Here is a 20,145-nt window from a genome sequence, read left to right on the forward strand (position 1 = left end):
GCCCCTTCGGGTGGGTACAGGTTTGGATACTAACCTGGGAACTTTTTGAGGGTTCCACTCTCGCGAGCGACTTTCGGGTCGCACTGAAGTATCTCAATTATATCTTTCTTCCTTCTAGCTTCTGCCATCTGCCCTCTGCCTTCCCCCAACCTAGATCACCAAAAGTTGCCAAGACCCCATTTTCTGGACACTTTCTCCTTTAAGTGACAAAAATTCAGGTTCAGATATGTAGATTAATCCAACTACTGTCAAATACCAATTCATAAATACGGTTATGAACTTTTAGAGAACCTTGTTGCTTGACCACCAGCCCTGATAAGAGCAATTCTTTTTCTTCTAGACTATCAACTGAGACGACTTCTTTTTGATGCCAAATTCTTTGATAGAGTTTAAGTAGCTCTACAGGCCTACATTCACTTTTAAGGATGCGATCGCGAATTGTTCTCAAATGCTCTGGCTGATCTTGAGATTCCCAGTTTTCAATCAGCTGGGTTTGCACTAAGTTCTTAATTCTCTCTGCTTCACAACCAGCAGGAACAGAGAATAAAGAATTACGGATGATCTGACAAAGCTTTTGAGTGAGAAAAGGCTGACCACTCGTCCAAGCTAACATTTCTTTCAGTACTACTTGAGGATTGCTAACTTTATCTGCTAATCCTTGAAGTAAAGGTTGGGCTTCATGTTCTTTAAAACCTTCCAAATGAATTGCTTGACCAATATTAAAAGGTGTTCTTTTGTAGTCACTTATTAAATCAGAAGGTGTAACAACACCAAAGAGAGCAAAAGTTAAACGCCGATAGTCTGGATTAATACTGCGTTGGTTATAACAAAAGCGAATTAAAGTAAAAAAATCATTAACGGGAAAATTTAACCCCAAAGTGCTATCAATTTCGTCTAGAAAGATAAAAATTTTGTTAGTTTTGACATAATTTAAGATAATATCTTCTATAAACCGACTCAAGCACTGGATTGGCGATAAATCTTTTTGCTCATTCCACCAGACTTTAAGATTCACTGTTTCTAGTAGATTAAAGCTTTGCCACAACTCGACTGCTAATCCTTTGTACCACTGAATAGGAGTGATGTTTTCACTGCCAAGGCGAGTCATGTCAATGGCTGCACAGCTGAAACCTTCTTGCTGAAGATGATGCATCATACGCACCATAAGGCTTGACTTGCCCATTTGCCGCGCATTCAGAATGTAACAAAAATCCCCAATCTTCAATGTTTTATAAAGATAACGGTCTGCGGAACGCACCACATACGTGGGAGCATCCATTGGTAAACTACCACCAACTTGATAATCATAGGTTGAAACTTGTTCTGCATTCCTAAGCAAGGCATTTTCAAATATTAGTTTATTTTGAGTAGCTTTCAGAATTTCTAACGTTTGTGTTAGTTCTTGAGTGCGTTCTTCAACTTTTTGTTCTAGGGTGCGGTTGGATTCAGCTAATGCATCTTTTGCCTGCTGTAAGTCAACATTTTTAAGTGTTAATTCCTGTGTAAACTGAATGCGTTCAACTTCTGCCTTTCTACGTTGACTAATATCTTGAAAAGCAGCTATGGCATAAATAATTTGACCTTTGTCATCAAAAATCGGTGTAGCTGATACTTCTAAGGGAATAATCTTGGCTGCTTGGCGAATTTCAATATCATCGACAGAGACGCTTTCACCACTTAACGCTCGCACAATGGGCTGCTGCTCAGTGGGGTACAACTGTCCTGTCCCTGCCAAATAAGCTTGATAAATTTCGTTTAGTTGATTGGCAGTGGCTTTTATTACGATTCCCTTGCCAAGTATCTGTTGCGCATTTTGATTAGCGTAGTAAGATTTACCATTGGCATCAATAACAAATACCCCTACTGGTACAGCTTCCAAAAATTGAGCAAGCCTGCTCTCGCTTTCACGCAACGCTTCTTCTATCTGCTGGCGCATAGCGATTTCTTGTTGCAGATGAATCAATAATTCTACTTGCTTTTGCTGTGCTAGGCGTTCCTGTTCCCAAGCCGCATTCATCTGCTGCACATGTTGCAGAGTTTTGTTAGTAGTAATTTCTAAATCTTGCAGATCGAGCGGCTTAGTTAGAAAGTCAAAAGCACCACGATTCATCGCCGTTCTAATATTTTCAATATCGCTATAGGCAGAAATAATTACTGCTTTAATAGTGGGATATAGCTCATTGAGTTTAGTGAGCAAAGTCAGCCCATCCATTTCCGGCATAGAAATATCGGTTAATACTATATCTATATCCGGTTCAGCCTGCAACTTTTCTAGTGCCTCAAAACCATTATGAACAAAAACAAATTGAAATTGCTGTTGCCGTATTTGTTTTCTAAATTTCTGTCGGATGAGATGCTCTAAGTCAGGTTCATCATCCACAACCAGTATTTTAGCTAACATCGTCAGTTTCTCAGTGATAATTATTTATAAATTCAAAATTGTTTCCTTCAATTTATTAAATTCAATTGGCTTTGTAATATAGGCATCAGCTCCATATTTGACGGCAGTTAGATAGTTATTTTCGTCATCATAAGCAGTAATCATAAGTACTTTTAAATTAGGAAAGGTTGCTTTAATAATTTTGAGCATTTCTAACCCATTCATCCCTGGCATATTGATATCTGCCAAAATTATAGGTATATAATCAGTTAACTGATCTTGTAAGTAATGTAATGCTTCTTCTGCTGAGAATGCAAAATATAATTGAACTTGATTATTTTTAATCTCTCTCCTAAATTGTTGCTTAAATAACAACTGACAATCTTGCTCGTCATCTACAACTATTATTATCATTTTTGAATATCGTTTTCAGGAATACTTTTGGGTAAACTTAGAATAAACTCTGTATAATTATTTTCTTCAGTTTTTATTTTAATCTCGCCTTGATGTTCATGAACAATAATATCGTGACTAATAGATAAACCCAAACCTGTTCCTTCTCCAGTTACTTTAGTAGTAAAAAAAGGATCAAAAATTCTATCTATGACACCCTGTGGAATGCCTTTGCCATTATCTCGAATACTTATTTCTAGTTGCTTACCTAAATCCTTAGTGCTGATAGAAAGCATAGGTAAAAATCCCTCATCTACTTCTTTTGTCTTCTCAGTTAATGCATAACAAGCATTATTAATTATATTTATAAAAGCCCGGCTAATATCTTGCGGCACGACATTTACTTTGGCGAGGTAATCATCGTAATTTTTCACTATAGCAATTTCAAAGGAAGGCTGCTTGGCACGCATTCCATGATAAACCAAATTAATAGATTCTTCTAGCAAAGTGTGGATATCTGTCAAGTTTCGTTGACCAGATTGCCCTCGAGAGAGCATAAGCATTCCACGTACAATATTGTCTGCCCTTTTGCCATGCTCATTAATTTTTTTAGCGTTTTGGCTGAGATTTTCTAAAATATCTTCAATATATTCTTTTGTTGCTGGGTATAATTGTTCTTTTTGATTTTCTATTTCTTCAAATAGTTCTTGGGCTAGTTCAACAGAAAGTTCAGCAAAGTTGTTAACAAAGTTTAGGGGATTTTTAATCTCATGAGCAATGCCTGCTGCTAAAGCTCCCATAGAAGCCAGTTTTTCTTGCGCGAGCATCTGGGTTTGCGTGGATTTCAGCTTTTGCAGGGTGGTGTCCAACTCTTTATTTTTCTCCTCTAATTCTTGGGTTCTTGCTTTGACTTTGTGTTCTAGAGTTCGATTAGAATCCTCTAATTGCTCGTAGAGACGAGAATTTTCAATGGAAATAGCAGCTTGGGCAGAAAGGATTTTTAATATTTCGACTCGTTCGGGAGTAAAAGCACCCGTTGTTAAATTATTTTTTAAATATAAAATACCAGTTAGCTTACCTTGATGAAGCAGAGGAGTGCAAAGAATAGATTTGGGTTGAGTAGCAATAATATAAGGGTCATAAGTAAACTCTTGCTCATCGATAGCATTATTTAAAACTACATTTTTCTGAGTGCGGGCAACATAATTTACGATCGCTGTTGACAACAAGGGTACTTGATGAACAGCATCTACAGAGTCTACTGGAATTGATTGTAGTATTGTAACCTGATCGGAATCAATTGACCCTTCGGCTTCAATTACCCATTTACTCTCCTTATCGAGAATCAGGTAGCCTTTTTGAGCACCTGCATTCTCAATTACTATTTTCATCAACTTTTTTAACAGCTTGTCTAGAATGATTTCATGAGCTAGAGCTTGCGATGCTTTGATAACTGTTGTCAGTTCCAGCACTTTCATATCACTACCAGTAGTAGAGGTAGTAGTACTGATCTTCTGAATCTCGGTTCGGTTTACTGCTCCTACTAGCAATTGCGGATATTCAGATTCTAAATCTTTAACTTTGGCTTTCGCTCCCCAGCAAGTATAACAAAAGTATGCATTGTTGAGGTAGAAATAACCAATTTCCTCTTTACCAATAGAGAGATAAAATTCTGCTGCTCGTTCATAGGCTAGGGCTTCTTCTTGTAGGAATTTTTGTTCTTTCGCTCCTCGAATCGCGCGCTCGTAGTATTCCATCGCTCTGAGATTTTTGCCCATTAATCGCGCTTTCTCAGCTTCCACTAGCTCATATTTATGTAAAAAATTTGCTGGACAGTGGAATGCCCATTTTTTCATTATTTTCTGATTTAAAGAAACTTTTCTCAACAACTGCTTTTGCTGATTTTTGTCACAATTATTTAGAGCTAGAAGAGAAAGAGAAAAGTAAAAATTGTGTTGAACTGACACTAAATATGCAGCACAACTTTCTGCGTACTTATCACATTCTATAGCCGCTTCAACAGCCTTAACATAGTTTTTGAAAAAATAAGATACGATTATTTTACCTAAATATGTAATATTTAATAACCACTGAGTATTATTCTTGATCCATTCTTTTAATAATAAATTTTCTTCTTCTAGAGAGTTACCACTAATTAAGTAGTATTCATTTTTAGATTTATCAATTAAATTAAATGCAATTTGGATAACAGCTTTGATGTAAAAAACTGAATAATCTTGTTTTAATTCAACAGTTAATTTTGTATATTCTATATATTTTTGTTCAAATTCTTCTAGATTAGATTTAGCAAAAATAGAAAATAGGCAATAGTCTATAGCATTATAACAAGCATTCTCAAAAGCTCCTGTTTCTATCCCAATGTGAATTCCTTCCTGCATTTGTTTTAATTTTATTGCTTTGACTGGCTCCTTCCAGTGTCGGATAAATCCATTATAATAATGTATTACTAAAGATTGAATTTCTCTAACATTGGATTTCTCTAACAGTTTCAAAGATAATTGCCCAAACTGATAGCCAGAATTAATGTCTTTCATGAAGCCGCACAAAAGCTGACCGTAAAAAACATATACACCAGCTGCTTGGGGCGGATTTCCATATTTTATACAAAGATTTACAGTAGTTAACGTAACTAAAGGATATAATAAAGAATTCGTAATTATTGCAGCAGAAGTGACTATCAATAATATCCTTACAGCCGCAAGTTTGTAAGGATCTGTCATTTCTGGTAAATTAATTAAATCTTCTATTTCTTTGTCTTTTAACAGTAGCTCTATGGCTTTTTGTTCCTTCTTAATTGCCCACTTACTTGGTTTTTGCGGCAAGAAAACTCCAATTTTTGTAAGAATTTCACATGCGGTATCTATTGCTTTTTGTAGAGAAAGTGTAGCATAGTAAGACTGAATTTTTATTTCATAGATTTTCACTGTATCAAGAAGTGTTTTTGCTTCTTTTATAACAATAAGGGAAAGCTTTTCAGCTCTTTGAAATTGGGTATTTAAGTATTGCGCTTCTACCGTTTCTAAATAAAGAGATAATGTCAAGTCGTATTGGTTTTCCCAACTATGCGATGTTAATAGTTCTAATCCTGCCTCTAAGTATTTTAGGGCAGATTCATAAGCAGTTGAAGCTTTTGCTCGTCTACCTGCTAATAGATTTAATTGAGCGAGATTATTTCTTTCTGACTGATGATTAATCAGTTCTGCACCTATATTATAGTGGTTTACAATCTCAAAAATATTTTCTTCTATATCGTCTTGATGAGTATTATTCAGTAACTGTTGACCAATTTTTAAGTGAACTTCTTTTTTATGAGCTTCTGGAATTAAAGCATAAGCTGCTTGCTGAACTCGGTCATGCAAGAATTTATAAGGTATGGAAGATAGATAACTATCAATAAAAGAAACAAATATTTTTGAGTTACAAATTAAATTAGTGTCTTCATTATAGAGTAAAGAAATTTTATAATCATTACTTAGAGGCAAAATTAAACCTTCTTGAAGCGCTGGAAAAAGAGCGGTTGCTGTATCAGAAAGAGATTTACCATTGACAACAGAAAGAACTTCTAAATTAAATTGGTTTCCTATACAAGCAGCTAATTTTAAAATATTCTGCGAACTTTTATCTAATCTTTGAATTTTATTTAACATTAGTTCAACCACATTATCGGTTATTTCAACAGCTTTAATGTGTTTTATTTCCCATTTCCAAACACCAATGTTACGGTCAAAAAATAATAAATTTTGTTGATACAAACTATGAAGTAATTGGTTTACGAAAAAAGGATTACCGTTGGTTTGATTAAATACTAAATCTGCTAATGACTTTGAGACTTCTGTTGAGCATTTCAGGGTATCAGCAATTAATTGGTTGACATGGTTAATACTTAAAGGCTTAAGGGTAATATATTGTACTTTACTGCCCACCTTTCGAATTTCCTCTAGGTGAAGTATTAAAGGATGAGTAGCATTGACTTCATTATCTCGATATGCCCCTAGCATTAATAAGTATTGGCTATCAATATTGGTGACCAGTAGTTCAATTAACTTCAAAGACGGTAAATCTGCCCACTGTAAATCGTCTAGAAAGATAGCTAAGGGGTGTTCTTTTTTCGTAAAAACATCAACAAATTTTTGAAATACTAAGTTAAAACGATTTTGAGATTCAGTTTGTCCTAGTTTTAGCACTGGTGGTTGTTCACCAATAATTAGTTTTACCTCGGGAATCACATCTATGATGACTTGACCATTATTACCAAGAGCATCTAAAAGCTTTTGTTTCCATACTTGGAGCTGTACTTCACTTTCTGTCAGCAACTGCCTAATCAATTCTTGGAATGCTTGAATCAAAGAAGCATAAGGAATATCTCGCTTAAACTGGTCAAACTTGCCTAAGATAAAGTATCCTCGCTGTCGCATAATCGGCTTATAAATTTCATTGACTAAGGTTGATTTGCCGATGCCTGAGTAACCAACAACGAGCATCATCTCGGTTGAACCAAGGCTGACTCGCTCAAAAGTAGCCAATAGTTGGTTTACTTGTTCCTCTCGACCATAAAGTTTTTGGGGAATTTGAAATTTATCAGAAATATCTTGATGAGCAAGAGGTAAGTTTGAAATTTGACCAGTAGCCTGTAATTGGTTCAAGCATGTTTCCAAATCTGCTTTTAGTCCCCAAGCACTTTGATACCGCTCCTCTGCCGTTTTCGCTAACAACTTCATTACAATGCTGGAAACAGTTTTGGGGATCTCATCTATTATTTGCTCAGGAGGTACAGGTTGTTTAGCAATATGGCAATGTAGTAACTCCATAGCATCAGTAGTTTCAAAAGGAAATTGATGAGTGAGCATTTTGTAAAAGGTGACACCTAGCGAATAAAAGTCAGTCCGGTAATCTATCGTCCGGTTCATTCTGCCGGTTTGCTCTGGCGAGATATAGGCTAAAGTTCCTTCTAAATGATCGAGATTATAAATCGTCGGTTTTTCAGACAATAAGATAGTGGAAATGCCAAAGTCGATGATTTTGAGTTCCCCAGTTTTGGGGTTAAAGACGATATTAGATGGGTTAATGTCCTTGTGGATGACATTGGCAGCGTGAATAACATCTAAACTTGCGGTAATCTTGATGGCAATGATCAGAAATTCTTCTAAAGTAAACTTTCGTTCTGCCATTAATATATTTAAGGATTCACCACCAAAATCCTCTAAAAACATGACTAGGCTATTTTGATGTCTTTGCAAGTCATACGCTTTGATAACTCCATCTAGGTTCAAATAGCAAGTGATTTCATATTCTTGTTTATATCTAATAAGTTCTGAAGGAGTTGGATAATTTTCTTTAAGAATTTTGAGGATAACGGGTTGATGATTATGGTTAAGGATAGCTCGGTAGACTAATGAGTTATCACTTTCATAGATTTTTGCTGTAATTTGGTAGCCAGTAATAGTGTCCATAATTGGGTTTTACTGAAAAAAGATAACGATGCCAATAGACTTATAGCAGTCTGCTTTGATTCCTGAATTTACTTACGTGGGCAAGGAACAGATGTGTACTGAGTTTTATTCAAAAATCAAATAGTAAAACAACATGTGACGGTTGACGGTTGACGGTTATCAGTCATCAGGTAAATGTACAAGTTAAATGCCTAATAGCTTCTCTAGAGCCTGTCAAGAAACAACTTTTACAATTTGCCACCTAAAAAGCTTACTGAGAAAGCATTTCTAACTAAAAAGAAGGAAGGTTGTTTCGTGACAAGCTCCTACATATACGTTTGGGATCAAGTGTCTGTCTGTATTAATTATAATTTCCTTAATCAGGACGGGTGATTATGGCGTTTTACTCCAGCCCGTAGAAGCGAGCAGGGTTATCCCAAAGAATTTTTTGCACAGTTTTCATAGATAGCTGCTCTTGAAGTGCCGTCGCTTTCTCGACAACGTCTACGTTGTGATCCATGTGGGGGTAGTCAGAACCAAAGATCAAGTTATCGGAGCCAATATACTGAATAATTTCAGCAATATAAGGCTCAGAAGGCTCTATTGAGATAAAACACTGGCGACGGAAGTACTCTGAAGGCTTCATTTTGACGTTGTGTTTAATCTCCCAATATAGGTTTTCGTATTCTTCATCAAGCCGCCACAGCCAGTAAGGTAACCAGCCACAACCCGACTCCAGAAAACCCACCTTCAACTGAGAATGTCGCTCTAAGACTCCTCCTTCAATCAGTGTTAATAGTGCCATCATTTGCTCCATCGGATGAGAACAGGCGTGCATAGCAAAACGGGTATTAAATCGGTCTGCTCCCGTGGTTGGCAAGCGACTGTGGGTACCTTCATGCAGACCGACTGCTATCCCTAGTTCTTCACACTTTGTCCAAAATGGCTCATAGGCAGGGTCACTGAGTAATCGTCCCTTAACTGGGTTAGGGCGCAAAAAGACACTTTTCCAACCAAAATCCACTATCCGTAGCAGTTCTGGCACCATCTCTTCGGGAGCGTGAAGATTAATGGCTCCCACTCCTCTAAGAATTTCTGGATCATAGCTACAAAAATCTTTTAACCAATTGTTATAAGCGCGGGTGAATGCCCCAACAAGTTGCGGTGTCATTGTATCAATGGCGAATAGCCACAATCCGATAGTTGGATAGACAAAAGAAATATCAACCCCCATTTGCTTCATTGCTTGGACATGAGACTCAGAATTGAAGCCAGTAAGCACGGATATGGGGTGAGTTTGTGTGACTCGTTTAGCTCCTTCGTTGCGAACGCGATCAGAGATTTTTAGATAAATTTCTTCGCCCTGAATTTTATAGTCTAGCGACAGTGCAAAGCTTTTAAATGCAGGTTCAAGATACTTTTCCCACATGTAGTTTGGCTCATACACATGTGAATCTGCATCTATGATTTTATAACCGTTAAGCATGGCATCTAATTTAGATAATGTGCGATCACTTATTCCAAAACTTTGGATGTAACTAAAGTATTATCGTAGCAATAGAGATCAACAATTTTTTGCTCATCATTCAATTTAAAAACCCAGGCAGTATGATTAAAAGAAACATTGGATGGCTCTTTTTCTGGGATGAAAGTTTCTTCTAGCAAGACTACTACTTGTTTTTTATCAGCAATGTAATCTTTTACCAAAAAACTTTGAGTTACTTTTTTTTGCAATAGTTTTGCTTGTAACAACTGAAAAAATCTCTTAACTTCCTCAATACCTACAAACTTACCAAAAAGAGGATTAGCACTTGCACCAGGAATAAAAAATACTACCTGCTGATCTAAGTCTTCTAAAGGATTTCCTTGACCTTGCAACTTTTTTTCGATCCAATTTTTAATAAGCTGTTTATTGTTTGCTGACATAGCCTTGATATCTAAGTTACTATTACATCCACATTGGAAAGGGGTTGAGTTGATTTTCCTTGAGCGGCTCTTCCAAAAAACCCAATTTCACTGGAACCTCATAAAGTCGTCCTGAACCTAAACGTTTCCACCAGTGGCGCAATCCTGGAACGATCACCTTGACCACCTTGAGTCCGATATCAGGACGAGTTTGATCCAAAACTAGCATTTCCATACCATGTTTCTCGACAATTCGCTGGCAGGTCTTGATATCTTCTAATAAGTCTTCGTTCCAAATTTGCGGATAATCAGCACACACTTTTGACGAGACGCTTTCATTAGGAGCTAAATAAGACTGGTTTTGCAACTTAGCAGTTTTCCACCAATCTATGGCTAGCTGATCTGAAAACGCAGGATACTGAGTAGTGGCATTAGCATCATCGAATAAGACGTTAGGAAGAATCTGATGTACCTCAGTTAATGCTCTCCCAATAGCAAGTTTCGCGTCAAAATGGGCACCAAAGCCCAAAACGATGTCCTCGGTCTCTCTATCTGTTCTTCTAGAAATAGCAACGAAAGCAGGAATATTCAGATCGCTAGTTATATCCAAAACCCAAAGTTCGCGAGGAATTGTTTGGTAATAATTCTTTAATGCTTGAAAATACGGTTCATCAAAACTATCCAAATCGACACTCGGTCTTTGGATACGGTTATACCACCATAAGGCTACACAATCCCGCTCCACTAACTCCATAAAACCTTGCAAAATTGCTTCTTCTATTGTGTTACCAGCAGCACAGCCATTGGTATCAGCCCAACAATCAGGCTTGATGAGTTCGGGATAGCCATGATAGCAATAAGCAGTTGGTAAATATTTAAATTCTTTATGGGTTAAAGACCAAACAGGTGTCCACTTAATTTCTCTTTCCTCATCAAAAGGTTCTGGAACTTTTTGAAACCAACCAGAACGGCTAGCATTCCATGAGACGCGGTTTTGGTATTGTTCTTGACTAAAATTCATACAAGCATTAGGATGAATAGCTTTATCTCCCATTTGTTGGTAGTTACCTATTTCCCATATTTCATCCCCTTGAAAAACACTGGAATATCGCTCAATAGCTTCGCAAAAACCACTTGCTTGAGCTTGTTGGTCAGTTTTTCCTTTTCCTGCACTTCTACCAGAAAGATTTAAGCGTAAGGAATCCAGATTGTCAAACATTGTCGCGAAGTGATGTTTAGCTATATAAGTATGGGTTAAACTATTCGCTCCTTGATCTATTTTTCTAAGTTCTCTGATAACTCCTGTAATAGGACTAATATGATGTTGATATTTATTTAGTGTTTCTGAAGGTGAACAACAACGGTGTCCACCATCGGTTGTAAAGGTTTTCTTTTGATTTTTTAAAATAATTGGTTGAGGATTTATACCAAAACCAGATAATATTTTTCCACAACTAGGACACTGGGGACGCTTAACTAGCATGTGGTTTTGTATTTCTAAAGAAAAGGTATCATAAGTAACTAAACAACTTTCTAGTCGTTTATTTTCTCCTAATAAAATCCATTTAAGAACTTCTGTTGCTACCATCCCTAAGATAGTTTGCCAGCTATGAAGCGAATAAAGCGGAGGAATTATCGGTGTTGAAATACCTTGATATTTTTGGATAAATTTTTCAATAGGTCTATTGTTTCGTAAACGTTGAGCTAAGCATTTCCAACACCCTGTTTTTGCGGGATGAAATATAGGTCCTATCCACACAACTGTTCCTACAGGTTTGACAAGCATCCAGTGGCGTGACAGATGCAAGGCTTCCTGATTGTAAGACTCTAAACCGTCTTGGAGATAGTCATCCGTTAAAACTACTTCTATATCTCCTTGATCTGACACTTTGATGTTCAGTGATTCTAAAATAGTTTTAAATTGGGCAGTAGGAAGATTAGAACCAAAAGATTTCACTGCTACTTGAGTGGTTTGCAAACGAATTTGTGCTTCTTTTGGATCGATATTCAGATATTCGCAAAAAATTGCTAAGTTAGAGGTCAAATGATTATCGTTTTCAACAATATAACCCTTTTGTTCCATCTGCATTAAAGCATGGTAAACCTTAGCATAAGCAGAAATGATATCCCAATTATTTACTTCTTTCGCTAGAATTTGTGGAACTATTTCATCAACAATTTCGTCAACGGTGTGATTACCATCAATTAAATTAGTTAGCTTTTGATACAGATTTTCTTGAGGAATTTCGAGGTTTTTTAATAAAAATGTGAGAAAATTGGAGGTATTAAATGTGAAACTATCACTAAGCAAAAGAGAATCTTTTTCCGATACAAGAAATACGCCTTCTAATTCTAGAGTTTGAACATTAAAACGAGGACTAAACTTAGGCTTATGGAACCTTGGCTTATTTAGTATTTTGTTTAGTATATTTTTATTTACTGCCTTCATATCTTTAAATAATTAGATATTTTAGTTTATACAGGGTTTTTCAGGTAAATGAAGTACATGGGTAGGAGCAAACGGCCCTACCCTGCGGGAACGCTAAGAGCGAACACCCTTACAATTATCTGCACCTCACCAAGTTAGTTGCAATCTGCTGTATTTAATGCACACCTTTTAATGATGCAAATGGGGGCGACATTATAGTGTATCGCCCGCCCTAATCAAAAAACCTAGATATTGTACCTAGTTTTTTGTCCGCCAATAAATTGATTGGCTCAAATCTCAACTAAGTTTTAACTTACTAAATACACATTTGAGTCCGTTCAAACGGACTTTGGCTATGAAGCCCTAACTGAAGTTCAAGACATACTCAGGGTAAGGTGCAATATCTGAAAAAGGCGAAATAATAGAAAGCAATTGACTATTTTCTTCTAGGCTAAAGATATTCTTTAGGAAGTATAAGAAGGTATATAGTTACTCTCAGGGCGAGGTAATTTACTCGTGGGGTTTACTAACCATTCCTTAAGAGTATTGATCCATTTCACAAGACCATCAATCTCTTCATGATTATTTGGATCTATATAGGTGCGTACAGGATAAGGAACTTTTAAGTGGAATGTTAAGTCCATGCTCCTTAAATGAGTAGGCTCTACAGAAAGTCCATCGATATCAAAGAGCAGATCTATTTCAAATATCTCATTTGAGCCGCTAAATAAATCTGTAAACTTGGGCAGTTTTTCGCCCTGTTGTTTAATCTGTTCATCTAACATTTGAAATATCTCTTTATACTCTGTTCCTTTCTGAACTTCGTGTTTAAATGTTTGTACTAAAGAATACTCCCACTCCTCGAAGCAATCGCCAGTTTTTGCAGCGATTTCTTTAAACTTTTCTTCGCCCCATTGACTAAGCAAAACTAAGGTCATTAAATAAGATAATAGGCAAGTTAATAGCAAAAAGTTTTCCGAAAAAGGCTGATTTGCACTTCCGGATAGCTTCTGTTTGAGATGTTCAGCTAACTTTTCACTAGGTATTTGTTTTGGTACTAATGGCATTTGATTTGTCTCCTTATTTTCATAGATTGAAAGCTTCTTTATTCTTGAACAAAAATTTTATATATATTATTAATTTAATAAAAGTTTAATTCAAGAATATGATATTTTCATTTACAAGTTTTCATTCCGAATTTTACTACAAAATTGCAACACACTCTTCATTTGATAAATGATTCTTAAAATACTGTTGATACAGTTGACAACTCGGTGTTGCTTGGCTGCCATCTAACTTAATTAGCCCCATACTGCTTAAATTGTAAGCAATGATTGGTTCTAATTGCACTGGTTCAGTAGAACTCATAACTTTATAAAGAGCAACTTCTAGTTCCGGTTGTTGTTGTAAATTTGCCCAATGACGTTGTAGATGATAGGAATAAATTCCCGTATATCTGGGGGCTGTTTTTAGTATTTGCTTCAAAGTCATTTCCTTACGGCTTAGATGATATATTGCTGTGTGTATTAATGCTGGATGTCCTCCTACCATATCTATTAGTTGTCTAGCTTCTTCTCCATCGTTCCAGTCGAGTCCATAGCATTGAGCTAGCTGCTGTACCTGCTCAAAACTAAAATTGTTTAACTGAATTGGTAGCCCAACATTAAAAGGAGACTGGTTTAGCTGCAAAGGAACATAAATTTCTGTCGAGTGAACCACAACCAGGCGCAGCTTCTGCCAGATGAGCAGTCTTTTGGCTTCTTCATACCACGAACGCAACATCGGTAGAAAATCTTTTGCCACTTGTGGATGTTCAAAAATCTGGTTCACATCGTCTAAAACCAAGACTACAGGAGAGTTGATTTGCTCTAGTAAATGCTTTCGGAAATATAATGAACAGCTGACTTTGCTGCCGATATCTTCATCCCAATACTCGTCTAATCTTGGTTCAATTTGTAGTTGGCGACTCACATTAGCACATAGCCAGCGCAAAAATCGATTTAAATCATTTAAAATTGAACTGTCAATCTGTTCTAAATTAAGACTTACAGTGCGGTAGCCTTGGCAGTCAGCATAGTTTAAAATCCTCAACAACATTGAGGTTTTACCCATTTCCTTGGGAGCTTTAATCCGTACTAAGGCTCCTGGTTTAGAAATTTCTTCATAAACTCGTGTAGAAAGGGTAGAATTTTCAATGTAAAAAGAGGAACCAAGCGGAACTGGACCACTGGGGTAGCTAGGTGACGCTTTTTGGTCGATATCAGGGAATGAGTCCACAGAATGTTGCTTTAGCATCGTTGTTTTTGAAGCTGCACAGGTAGCATCAAGATAAGACTCTAGTAACACCCGGCAATTTTTTTTGGTAACACGACTACCTACGAGTTCGGTGAGTCGTTGGCACAATTGTGGAGCAACAACGTTAGTAAAGTAGCCAGCACTATAGCCCCTCTCTTGAGCAATTTGGTGATATGTTTGATATTGCCAAATACCTTGCATAATCAGAATTTCTGTGTAATTGAGAGGGCGAATTTGCTTTTCAAGTAGCTTGCGATTAACAATTTCAACTAGAGGTTCGAGTTCTATAGAATCCATGCACTTATACTCTCTGCTGTTCTGCACAATAATTTATGTAATTACAAGAAAGGCTAGGATGCATATAGGATAAGCTTCATATCCTATATGCATCTTAAAATTACTCTCCAGTAATACTTTTGCTGATTATTATGTAATTTTATTAATTAATGCAGTGTGCAACTTAATTTTGTTAAACCTTGATTCATTATGAGGTAGAGAGAAGTTTGAACGTTGGAAGCCAGCACTCAGAACTTCGGAGCGGGGTATCTTGCAGCCCCGGAAAGGATAGACAAAATGCCTATTTCACAAGAATTTAGAGAAAGTTGCACATCGCGTTAATTCTATCGCTAATTTTTGTTCTTGATATTGCTTGAGATAATGAACTAAACTTTAGTCAGATTATTACATTAAAATTGCTGTACCTCCCTTCGTTTGAATCATATTCTTTAACCACCCCAAAAGTTAGAATTTAAAAAGGATGATTTACTTTTTAAGGCAAATTCTATCACTCTATGAAACTATTTGCAAGTTATATATTTTTTCATAGTATTTTAAATAATTATACTTTTAAAGGTTTTTATAAAATAATTATATTATAATGACTTTATTAATGATAATTTTAGTTAATGCAATTGAAAAAATATAGTTTATAAAAAGTTATCTACATAAGGATAGCTGTTGTTTTGACATAGACATTTGTAAATAATTATTTAAATTTAACCTTTTGTAAACATATTAGATATATATAACTCCGATTTGATTTCTAAAAACATACTGAAACTGAAAAGCCCGTTTTTTTCAGGATTTTATCTAAAATATTGTTCACAAATCAGATATGAGTCCTGTATTTCTATTATTTCTATTATGATGTGGAAAATATTAATTAATCTTCCACTTATTTATCTTAGCATTACCAAGTTAATTAATTTCATAAAAATCTCATATAAAATCTCATCTAATAGCTTGAAACTTCATATAAGTTTTTAGTGATACCTTTGAAAGCTCATATAATTCTCATATAAAATATTATTTAATATTCTGCACTTTAATAAACTCCCACTGTGCTAGTTGCATAAGTCCTGATTACAAAATTTTTAGAATTTTTTAATATTACAGAATGGAATGGTAAAAAGCTCAAAAAACGAGAAGAGGAAATTAGAAAACACTCAATAGAAAACAAGATTAAGAGCTAATGAAAAAATCAATATTTCTGGTTTGATTTATTTCCCAAGCCAGGAAGCGATCGCTTCCTGGCTGTTTACTGCTTGGAGGTGAATGAGTATTTGTGCCAATCGCTTAGGGGGCGATACCCAATGGCTTGATAAATATGATTGGCTGTGGGATTGGCTAAATCTGCTATGAGGAAACAACGGCGACATCCACAGTCTAGAAGTTTTTGGCTTAACGCTGCGACACAGGCAGTGGCATATCCCTTGCGACGATACTCTGGTGGTGTATAAGCTAAATTGATCCGACCAATTGTAGGTAATACTCGTTTACTAGACGCAACTAAAACTGGAGTGCTATCAACCCAAAAATAAGTATTCTGCTGTTTCAACCGATTATCTATCTGGTGTTCGACATCTTCGCTCACCGCCTCATCGATCTTAGATAAAAACTAGCGTGGAAAAACTTACTAGAGAAGAGTGGAAATCCTGTAATCTTGACCTTGTAGCGAAACAGTGGTGGAGAAACTTGGCAAGAGTATGTGGTAATCTGTGTAAGGTAAAAAGGCAAAGCAAATGACGAAAATCCAAAAACTGCTGACCTTTGAGGAGTATCTTACCTATGACGATGGTACAGACACGCGCTATGAGTTGGTGGATGGAGAACTAGTCGAGATGCCACCAGAAAGTCAGGAAAATAGCAATCTGGCAAGATTTCTATTCGTTGAAATACTAAAACATTTCCCCTTTTATTTAGTTGCTTACAAGGATACAGAAATTGAGGTAGCGGGGCGACGGGCGAGATGTCGTTTACCTGACTTAATGGTTCATACAGAAGAATCTTATGCTGCCCTTATTAGTGCGCCTCGTGCTACCCTCAGCCGCGATATGCCGCCGCCTGCGCTAGTGATTGAAATTGTTTCTCCGGGAACAGCGAACCGCGTTCGTGATTATCGCTACAAGCGGACGGAGTATGCCGCTAGGGAAATATTAGAGTATTGGATTGTTGACGCACAAATGCAACAAATTACGATTTGCCAGTGGCTGGAGGGACAGTATGAAGATAAGGTATTTACAGGTGCGACTTGTATGGAATCAGTAGTAATTGCTGATTGGGCGCTAACAGTAGAGCAGGTGTTTAACAGCGCAAACCGACCAGAATTACTAGGAAAATAGAAAATGCGATCGCGCGAACATAGTAGATTCAATCTAATTGGTGATCGCCTTTAAGCACAAATAATCATGGTGTATGACTACCACAAGGTTAAAAAGTTGGATATAAATATTGGCCACCCCATAACTGTATACTTTTTAGATAGCCAGCAAGAAAAGAGATATGTTCGTAGCAACGCCGCTTCAAACTTGCAAACGTCATAAAACTATGAAAACAGCCATGAAAACTTCGACAAGAGCGACCTTCATTGCATGGGTATCAATGCTGGTGGCTGTAGTGCCTGCTCATGCTCATTACCGGAAGCTCACCCCAGTCGTCGTATTCCCAGCCTTCCACCTTACCATTCTTGAAGTGAAAGTACAGAACCAGTCTGTATTCCCAGAGTGCCCTGCGTCTGGCAAGTTCGAGGATTGGTATCTCAATCCAAACCCCAATCCACAGTTCACTCAGGTGTGTAAGGACAAGCTGCTAACCCTGGTATACAAACCTGCATCTTCCAAGCCCATGGCCGAACGCTTCTACAACCAGCCTGGGGTCGAGGTCAAGCTAAAGCAGTATGGTAGCACTGAGAGCGCACCCTTCTACAAGCCCTTGTACAAATTTCTGGAGGCCGCAGGCTACAAAAGCAACGTCAACATCCGCGTAGCAGGCTATGATTCGCGCCTAACTCCAGATATGGATAATTTCCTTATACGCACTAAAAGACTCATCGAGCAGACATACTACCAAAACAAAAACACCCCCGTTCATCTGGTAGCTCACTCCAACGGGCCGTTTTACGCACAGTACTTGCTCACCCACACCACCCAGGCATGGAAGAACAAGTTCATTCACGGCTTTACCCCCATCGCTGGAAACTGGCCAGGGCAAGGGTTGTTATACCCAGTGTATTTCACTGGACTGAATGTCATCGACTTCTCCTTTCCAAAAGATCCCGCAAACGCAGCGAGCAGCGCTGCCATGTACCAAACCCACCCCTCCAGCTATATGTCTTCTTCCGATCCTGCCGTCTTCGGAAATCGGGAGGTGGTAGTGCGGACTGTGCAGGGGGGTAAAACCTACACACCGCAGGACTATCAGCAGTTATTCCAAGATGCCGGACTCAGCCTGGCACAGCAATTAGCACCCTTCTACATTGGCTTTGTCAAGTTCGCTCCTCCGTTCTTCCCCAACGTAGATGTCTATGCCGAAAAAGGCTCTGGACTCGATACGATTGTAGGCGCACAGCTACAGAATCTCAGTTTGGGGCAGGTACTGAACGATTCTACTGTTTTCTTTAAAAGAGATGGTGACTCCAACCAAGAGGACATCACCAACGACGCGATCGCAGTGTGGGCAAAGATGCCTTGCTACCGTTTTGTTCTAACTGACAACCCAAGTGTGGGTCATTTCGATTTGCCTAGTAATCCAGCTGTTTTGCAGCGCCTGTTGGCGAACCTACAACAGACGAAATCAGTTTGTCCATTCCCCAGTGATTATTATGTTCCTGGAAAATCCCCTAATTAAACAAGCAAGGGAAAATTGAAAATCTAGTTCCCTTCCCAGGGGAAACGCATCTTATTTCCTAATAAAAACTAAACTCCAATTCAAAATGACATAGATAATTGTAAAACTGAGAGAATCATAAGCAAAACAAATTTTAAATACGTCTTGACCACAAATTAACTTATCTGAAGTTAATTCATTATCCATTCATACTAAAAAAATCATTGATTGGGTACTTAGAAGTATGTTTTACTGGAGATAAAGGCAAACTCTCACATAAAATGTTAAATTATATTTTTGATATACGAATTTAGAATAACTCTAAAACTCTTTCTAAATAATTGTTATCTAAACTAGCAAGAAACTGTTTATTTTTTATTCCACGTTTGACACGCGTCTCTTTACCTAAAAGATTGACTGCAATATGTCTGAGAATTGCAAAATTTTGTGGAGCATTATCTTTTCTAATCCGACAATCATCTTCTCTTAAAGCAACATCTAAGAGCCAATGCAATGAATTTTCAATTCCCCAATGACTGCGAACTGACTTACCAAACTGTTCAGCATTGGACTCACCGTGCGGGGGTTCCCCCCCCGTTGAGGCGACTGCCGTATCGTGCGACGGAATACCATTTGGTAGTTCTAAAAATGTTTGTAACCATTCATGTTTCGCACATCCGTATGTCTCGATTCCTACCCATCCATCTGCTCCACAAATCACTGCACATACAGCAATGGTTATGATATCAATTAATTTATGCCGTTTGGTGCGATCTATTCGTGGATCTTCTATTCCCCAAAAATGGTCAGCAATCGTGATTTTTGGTTTTAGCTTCATAGAAGGGAGAATAAGAATGTAATTCTTCTCTAGAGCAACTGTTAGAATACCATGTTCAATGAAGGGCAGCCATCGGCTGCCTCTAATTCCCCCTCTACAATAATTATCATTATCAGTTAATGAATATTTAATTTACTGAAAGCCTTATTTGATTAGGGTTTTGGTAATTTCCACTCTGATTCAGGCTCGTCAATATTTAGATGCGTTTGCCCTGGGTGTTTATCCGGCTTCGTCCTGCGTTGACTTGAATACAACCCTTAAAGCTGCCAAAGCTTTCGTGGAGCTTGGGACAATGGAAGAATCTGTTATTTGGGAAAAAGATGAAGTTGTTGAGCGGGTATAAAATGCGTAT

At 37.4% G+C, this 20,145-nt stretch carries 14 protein-coding genes and 1 pseudogene; 4 read left to right on the forward strand and 11 right to left on the reverse strand.

The genetic code is table 11. From position 1 onward, the window contains the following. Positions 1 to 203 (forward strand): hypothetical protein (locus tag V7K56_RS24530; protein WP_334914476.1); only part of this gene is annotated, 203 nt, incomplete at its 5' end. 17 nt (positions 204 to 220) lie between these two features. Here V7K56_RS24530 and V7K56_RS24535 read toward each other — a convergent pair. The 9 genes from V7K56_RS24535 to V7K56_RS24580 form a co-directional block, all read right to left on the reverse strand. Further along, positions 221 to 2,401, reverse strand: a complete 2,181-nt coding sequence (locus V7K56_RS24535; protein WP_442940167.1) for an AAA-like domain-containing protein — start codon at positions 2,399 to 2,401, stop codon at positions 221 to 223. Positions 2,402 to 2,425: 24 nt separating this feature from the next. Beyond that, positions 2,426 to 2,794, reverse strand: a complete 369-nt coding sequence (locus V7K56_RS24545; RefSeq protein ID WP_334914477.1) for a response regulator — start codon at positions 2,792 to 2,794, stop codon at positions 2,426 to 2,428. Further along, on the reverse strand, positions 2,791 to 8,244 hold the full coding sequence (locus tag V7K56_RS24550; protein WP_334914479.1) for a trifunctional serine/threonine-protein kinase/ATP-binding protein/sensor histidine kinase: 5,454 nt from the start codon (positions 8,242 to 8,244) through the stop codon (positions 2,791 to 2,793). Before V7K56_RS24550 ends, V7K56_RS24545 begins: the two co-directional genes overlap by 4 nt. A 382-nt stretch (positions 8,245 to 8,626) precedes the next feature. Further along, positions 8,627 to 9,652: an amidohydrolase family protein gene (locus V7K56_RS24555; RefSeq protein ID WP_334914481.1), complete on the reverse strand. Its 1,026-nt coding sequence runs from the start codon at positions 9,650 to 9,652 to the stop codon at positions 8,627 to 8,629. Positions 9,653 to 9,738: 86 nt separating this feature from the next. Next, on the reverse strand, positions 9,739 to 10,149 hold the full coding sequence (locus V7K56_RS24560; protein WP_334914483.1) for a nuclear transport factor 2 family protein: 411 nt from the start codon (positions 10,147 to 10,149) through the stop codon (positions 9,739 to 9,741). Between the two features lie 22 nt (positions 10,150 to 10,171). Further along, entirely contained in the window at positions 10,172 to 12,439 is a 2,268-nt protein-coding gene (locus V7K56_RS24565; protein WP_334914485.1) for a TOMM precursor leader peptide-binding protein, read from the reverse strand. Positions 12,440 to 13,020: 581 nt separating this feature from the next. Beyond that, on the reverse strand, positions 13,021 to 13,623 hold the full coding sequence (locus V7K56_RS24570) for a hypothetical protein (RefSeq protein WP_334914487.1): 603 nt from the start codon (positions 13,621 to 13,623) through the stop codon (positions 13,021 to 13,023). Between the two features lie 136 nt (positions 13,624 to 13,759). Next, complete coding sequence (locus V7K56_RS24575) at positions 13,760 to 15,148, reverse strand: AAA-like domain-containing protein (protein ID WP_334914489.1); 1,389 nt, start codon at positions 15,146 to 15,148, stop codon at positions 13,760 to 13,762. 1,240 nt (positions 15,149 to 16,388) lie between these two features. Further along, entirely contained in the window at positions 16,389 to 16,724 is a 336-nt protein-coding gene (locus tag V7K56_RS24580) for a GNAT family N-acetyltransferase (protein ID WP_334914491.1), read from the reverse strand. Between the two features lie 148 nt (positions 16,725 to 16,872). Here V7K56_RS24580 and V7K56_RS24585 point away from each other — a divergent pair, with 148 nt between their 5' ends. After that, positions 16,873 to 17,472 (forward strand): Uma2 family endonuclease, encoded by a 600-nt coding sequence (locus tag V7K56_RS24585; protein ID WP_334914492.1) that lies wholly within the window; start codon positions 16,873 to 16,875, stop codon positions 17,470 to 17,472. Between the two features lie 205 nt (positions 17,473 to 17,677). Next, positions 17,678 to 18,976: a lipase/acyltransferase domain-containing protein gene (locus V7K56_RS24590; protein ID WP_334914494.1), complete on the forward strand. Its 1,299-nt coding sequence runs from the start codon at positions 17,678 to 17,680 to the stop codon at positions 18,974 to 18,976. Between the two features lie 289 nt (positions 18,977 to 19,265). On the opposite strand, the gene V7K56_RS37225 is transcribed toward V7K56_RS24590, so the two are convergent. Further along, complete coding sequence (locus V7K56_RS37225) at positions 19,266 to 19,583, reverse strand: ISAs1 family transposase (protein ID WP_442940177.1); 318 nt, start codon at positions 19,581 to 19,583, stop codon at positions 19,266 to 19,268. Beyond that, a pseudogene (locus V7K56_RS37230) lies at positions 19,566 to 19,793 on the reverse strand (transposase family protein); the annotation flags it as partial. The pseudogene V7K56_RS37230 and the gene V7K56_RS37225, both read right to left, overlap by 18 nt. 148 nt (positions 19,794 to 19,941) lie before the next feature. Between V7K56_RS37230 and V7K56_RS24600 the strand changes: the two are divergent. Next, entirely contained in the window at positions 19,942 to 20,136 is a 195-nt protein-coding gene (locus V7K56_RS24600) for an Imm1 family immunity protein (protein WP_334914498.1), read from the forward strand. Positions 20,137 to 20,145: the final 9 nt, after the last annotated feature.

It is taken from the genome of Nostoc sp., from assembly GCF_036917535.1.
GTDB lineage: Bacteria > Cyanobacteriota > Cyanobacteriia > Cyanobacteriales > Nostocaceae > Nostoc.

Bases quoted from the DNA above. Each gene is read 5' to 3' on its own strand.
- V7K56_RS24570 (WP_334914487.1), bottom strand. From the start codon at position 13,623: ATGCCATTAGTACCAAAACAAATACCTAGTGAAAAGTTAGCTGAACAT.
- V7K56_RS24550 (WP_334914479.1), bottom strand. From the start codon at position 8,244: ATGGACACTATTACTGGCTACCAAATTACAGCAAAAATCTATGAAAGT.
- V7K56_RS24585 (WP_334914492.1), top strand. From the start codon at position 16,873: ATGACGAAAATCCAAAAACTGCTGACCTTTGAGGAGTATCTTACCTAT.
- V7K56_RS24590 (WP_334914494.1), top strand. From the start codon at position 17,678: ATGAAAACAGCCATGAAAACTTCGACAAGAGCGACCTTCATTGCATGG.
- V7K56_RS24555 (WP_334914481.1), bottom strand. From the start codon at position 9,652: ATGTGGGAAAAGTATCTTGAACCTGCATTTAAAAGCTTTGCACTGTCG.
- V7K56_RS24575 (WP_334914489.1), bottom strand. From the start codon at position 15,148: ATGGATTCTATAGAACTCGAACCTCTAGTTGAAATTGTTAATCGCAAG.
- V7K56_RS24560 (WP_334914483.1), bottom strand. From the start codon at position 10,149: ATGTCAGCAAACAATAAACAGCTTATTAAAAATTGGATCGAAAAAAAG.
- V7K56_RS24535 (WP_442940167.1), bottom strand. From the start codon at position 2,401: ATGTTAGCTAAAATACTGGTTGTGGATGATGAACCTGACTTAGAGCAT.
- V7K56_RS24545 (WP_334914477.1), bottom strand. From the start codon at position 2,794: ATGATAATAATAGTTGTAGATGACGAGCAAGATTGTCAGTTGTTATTT.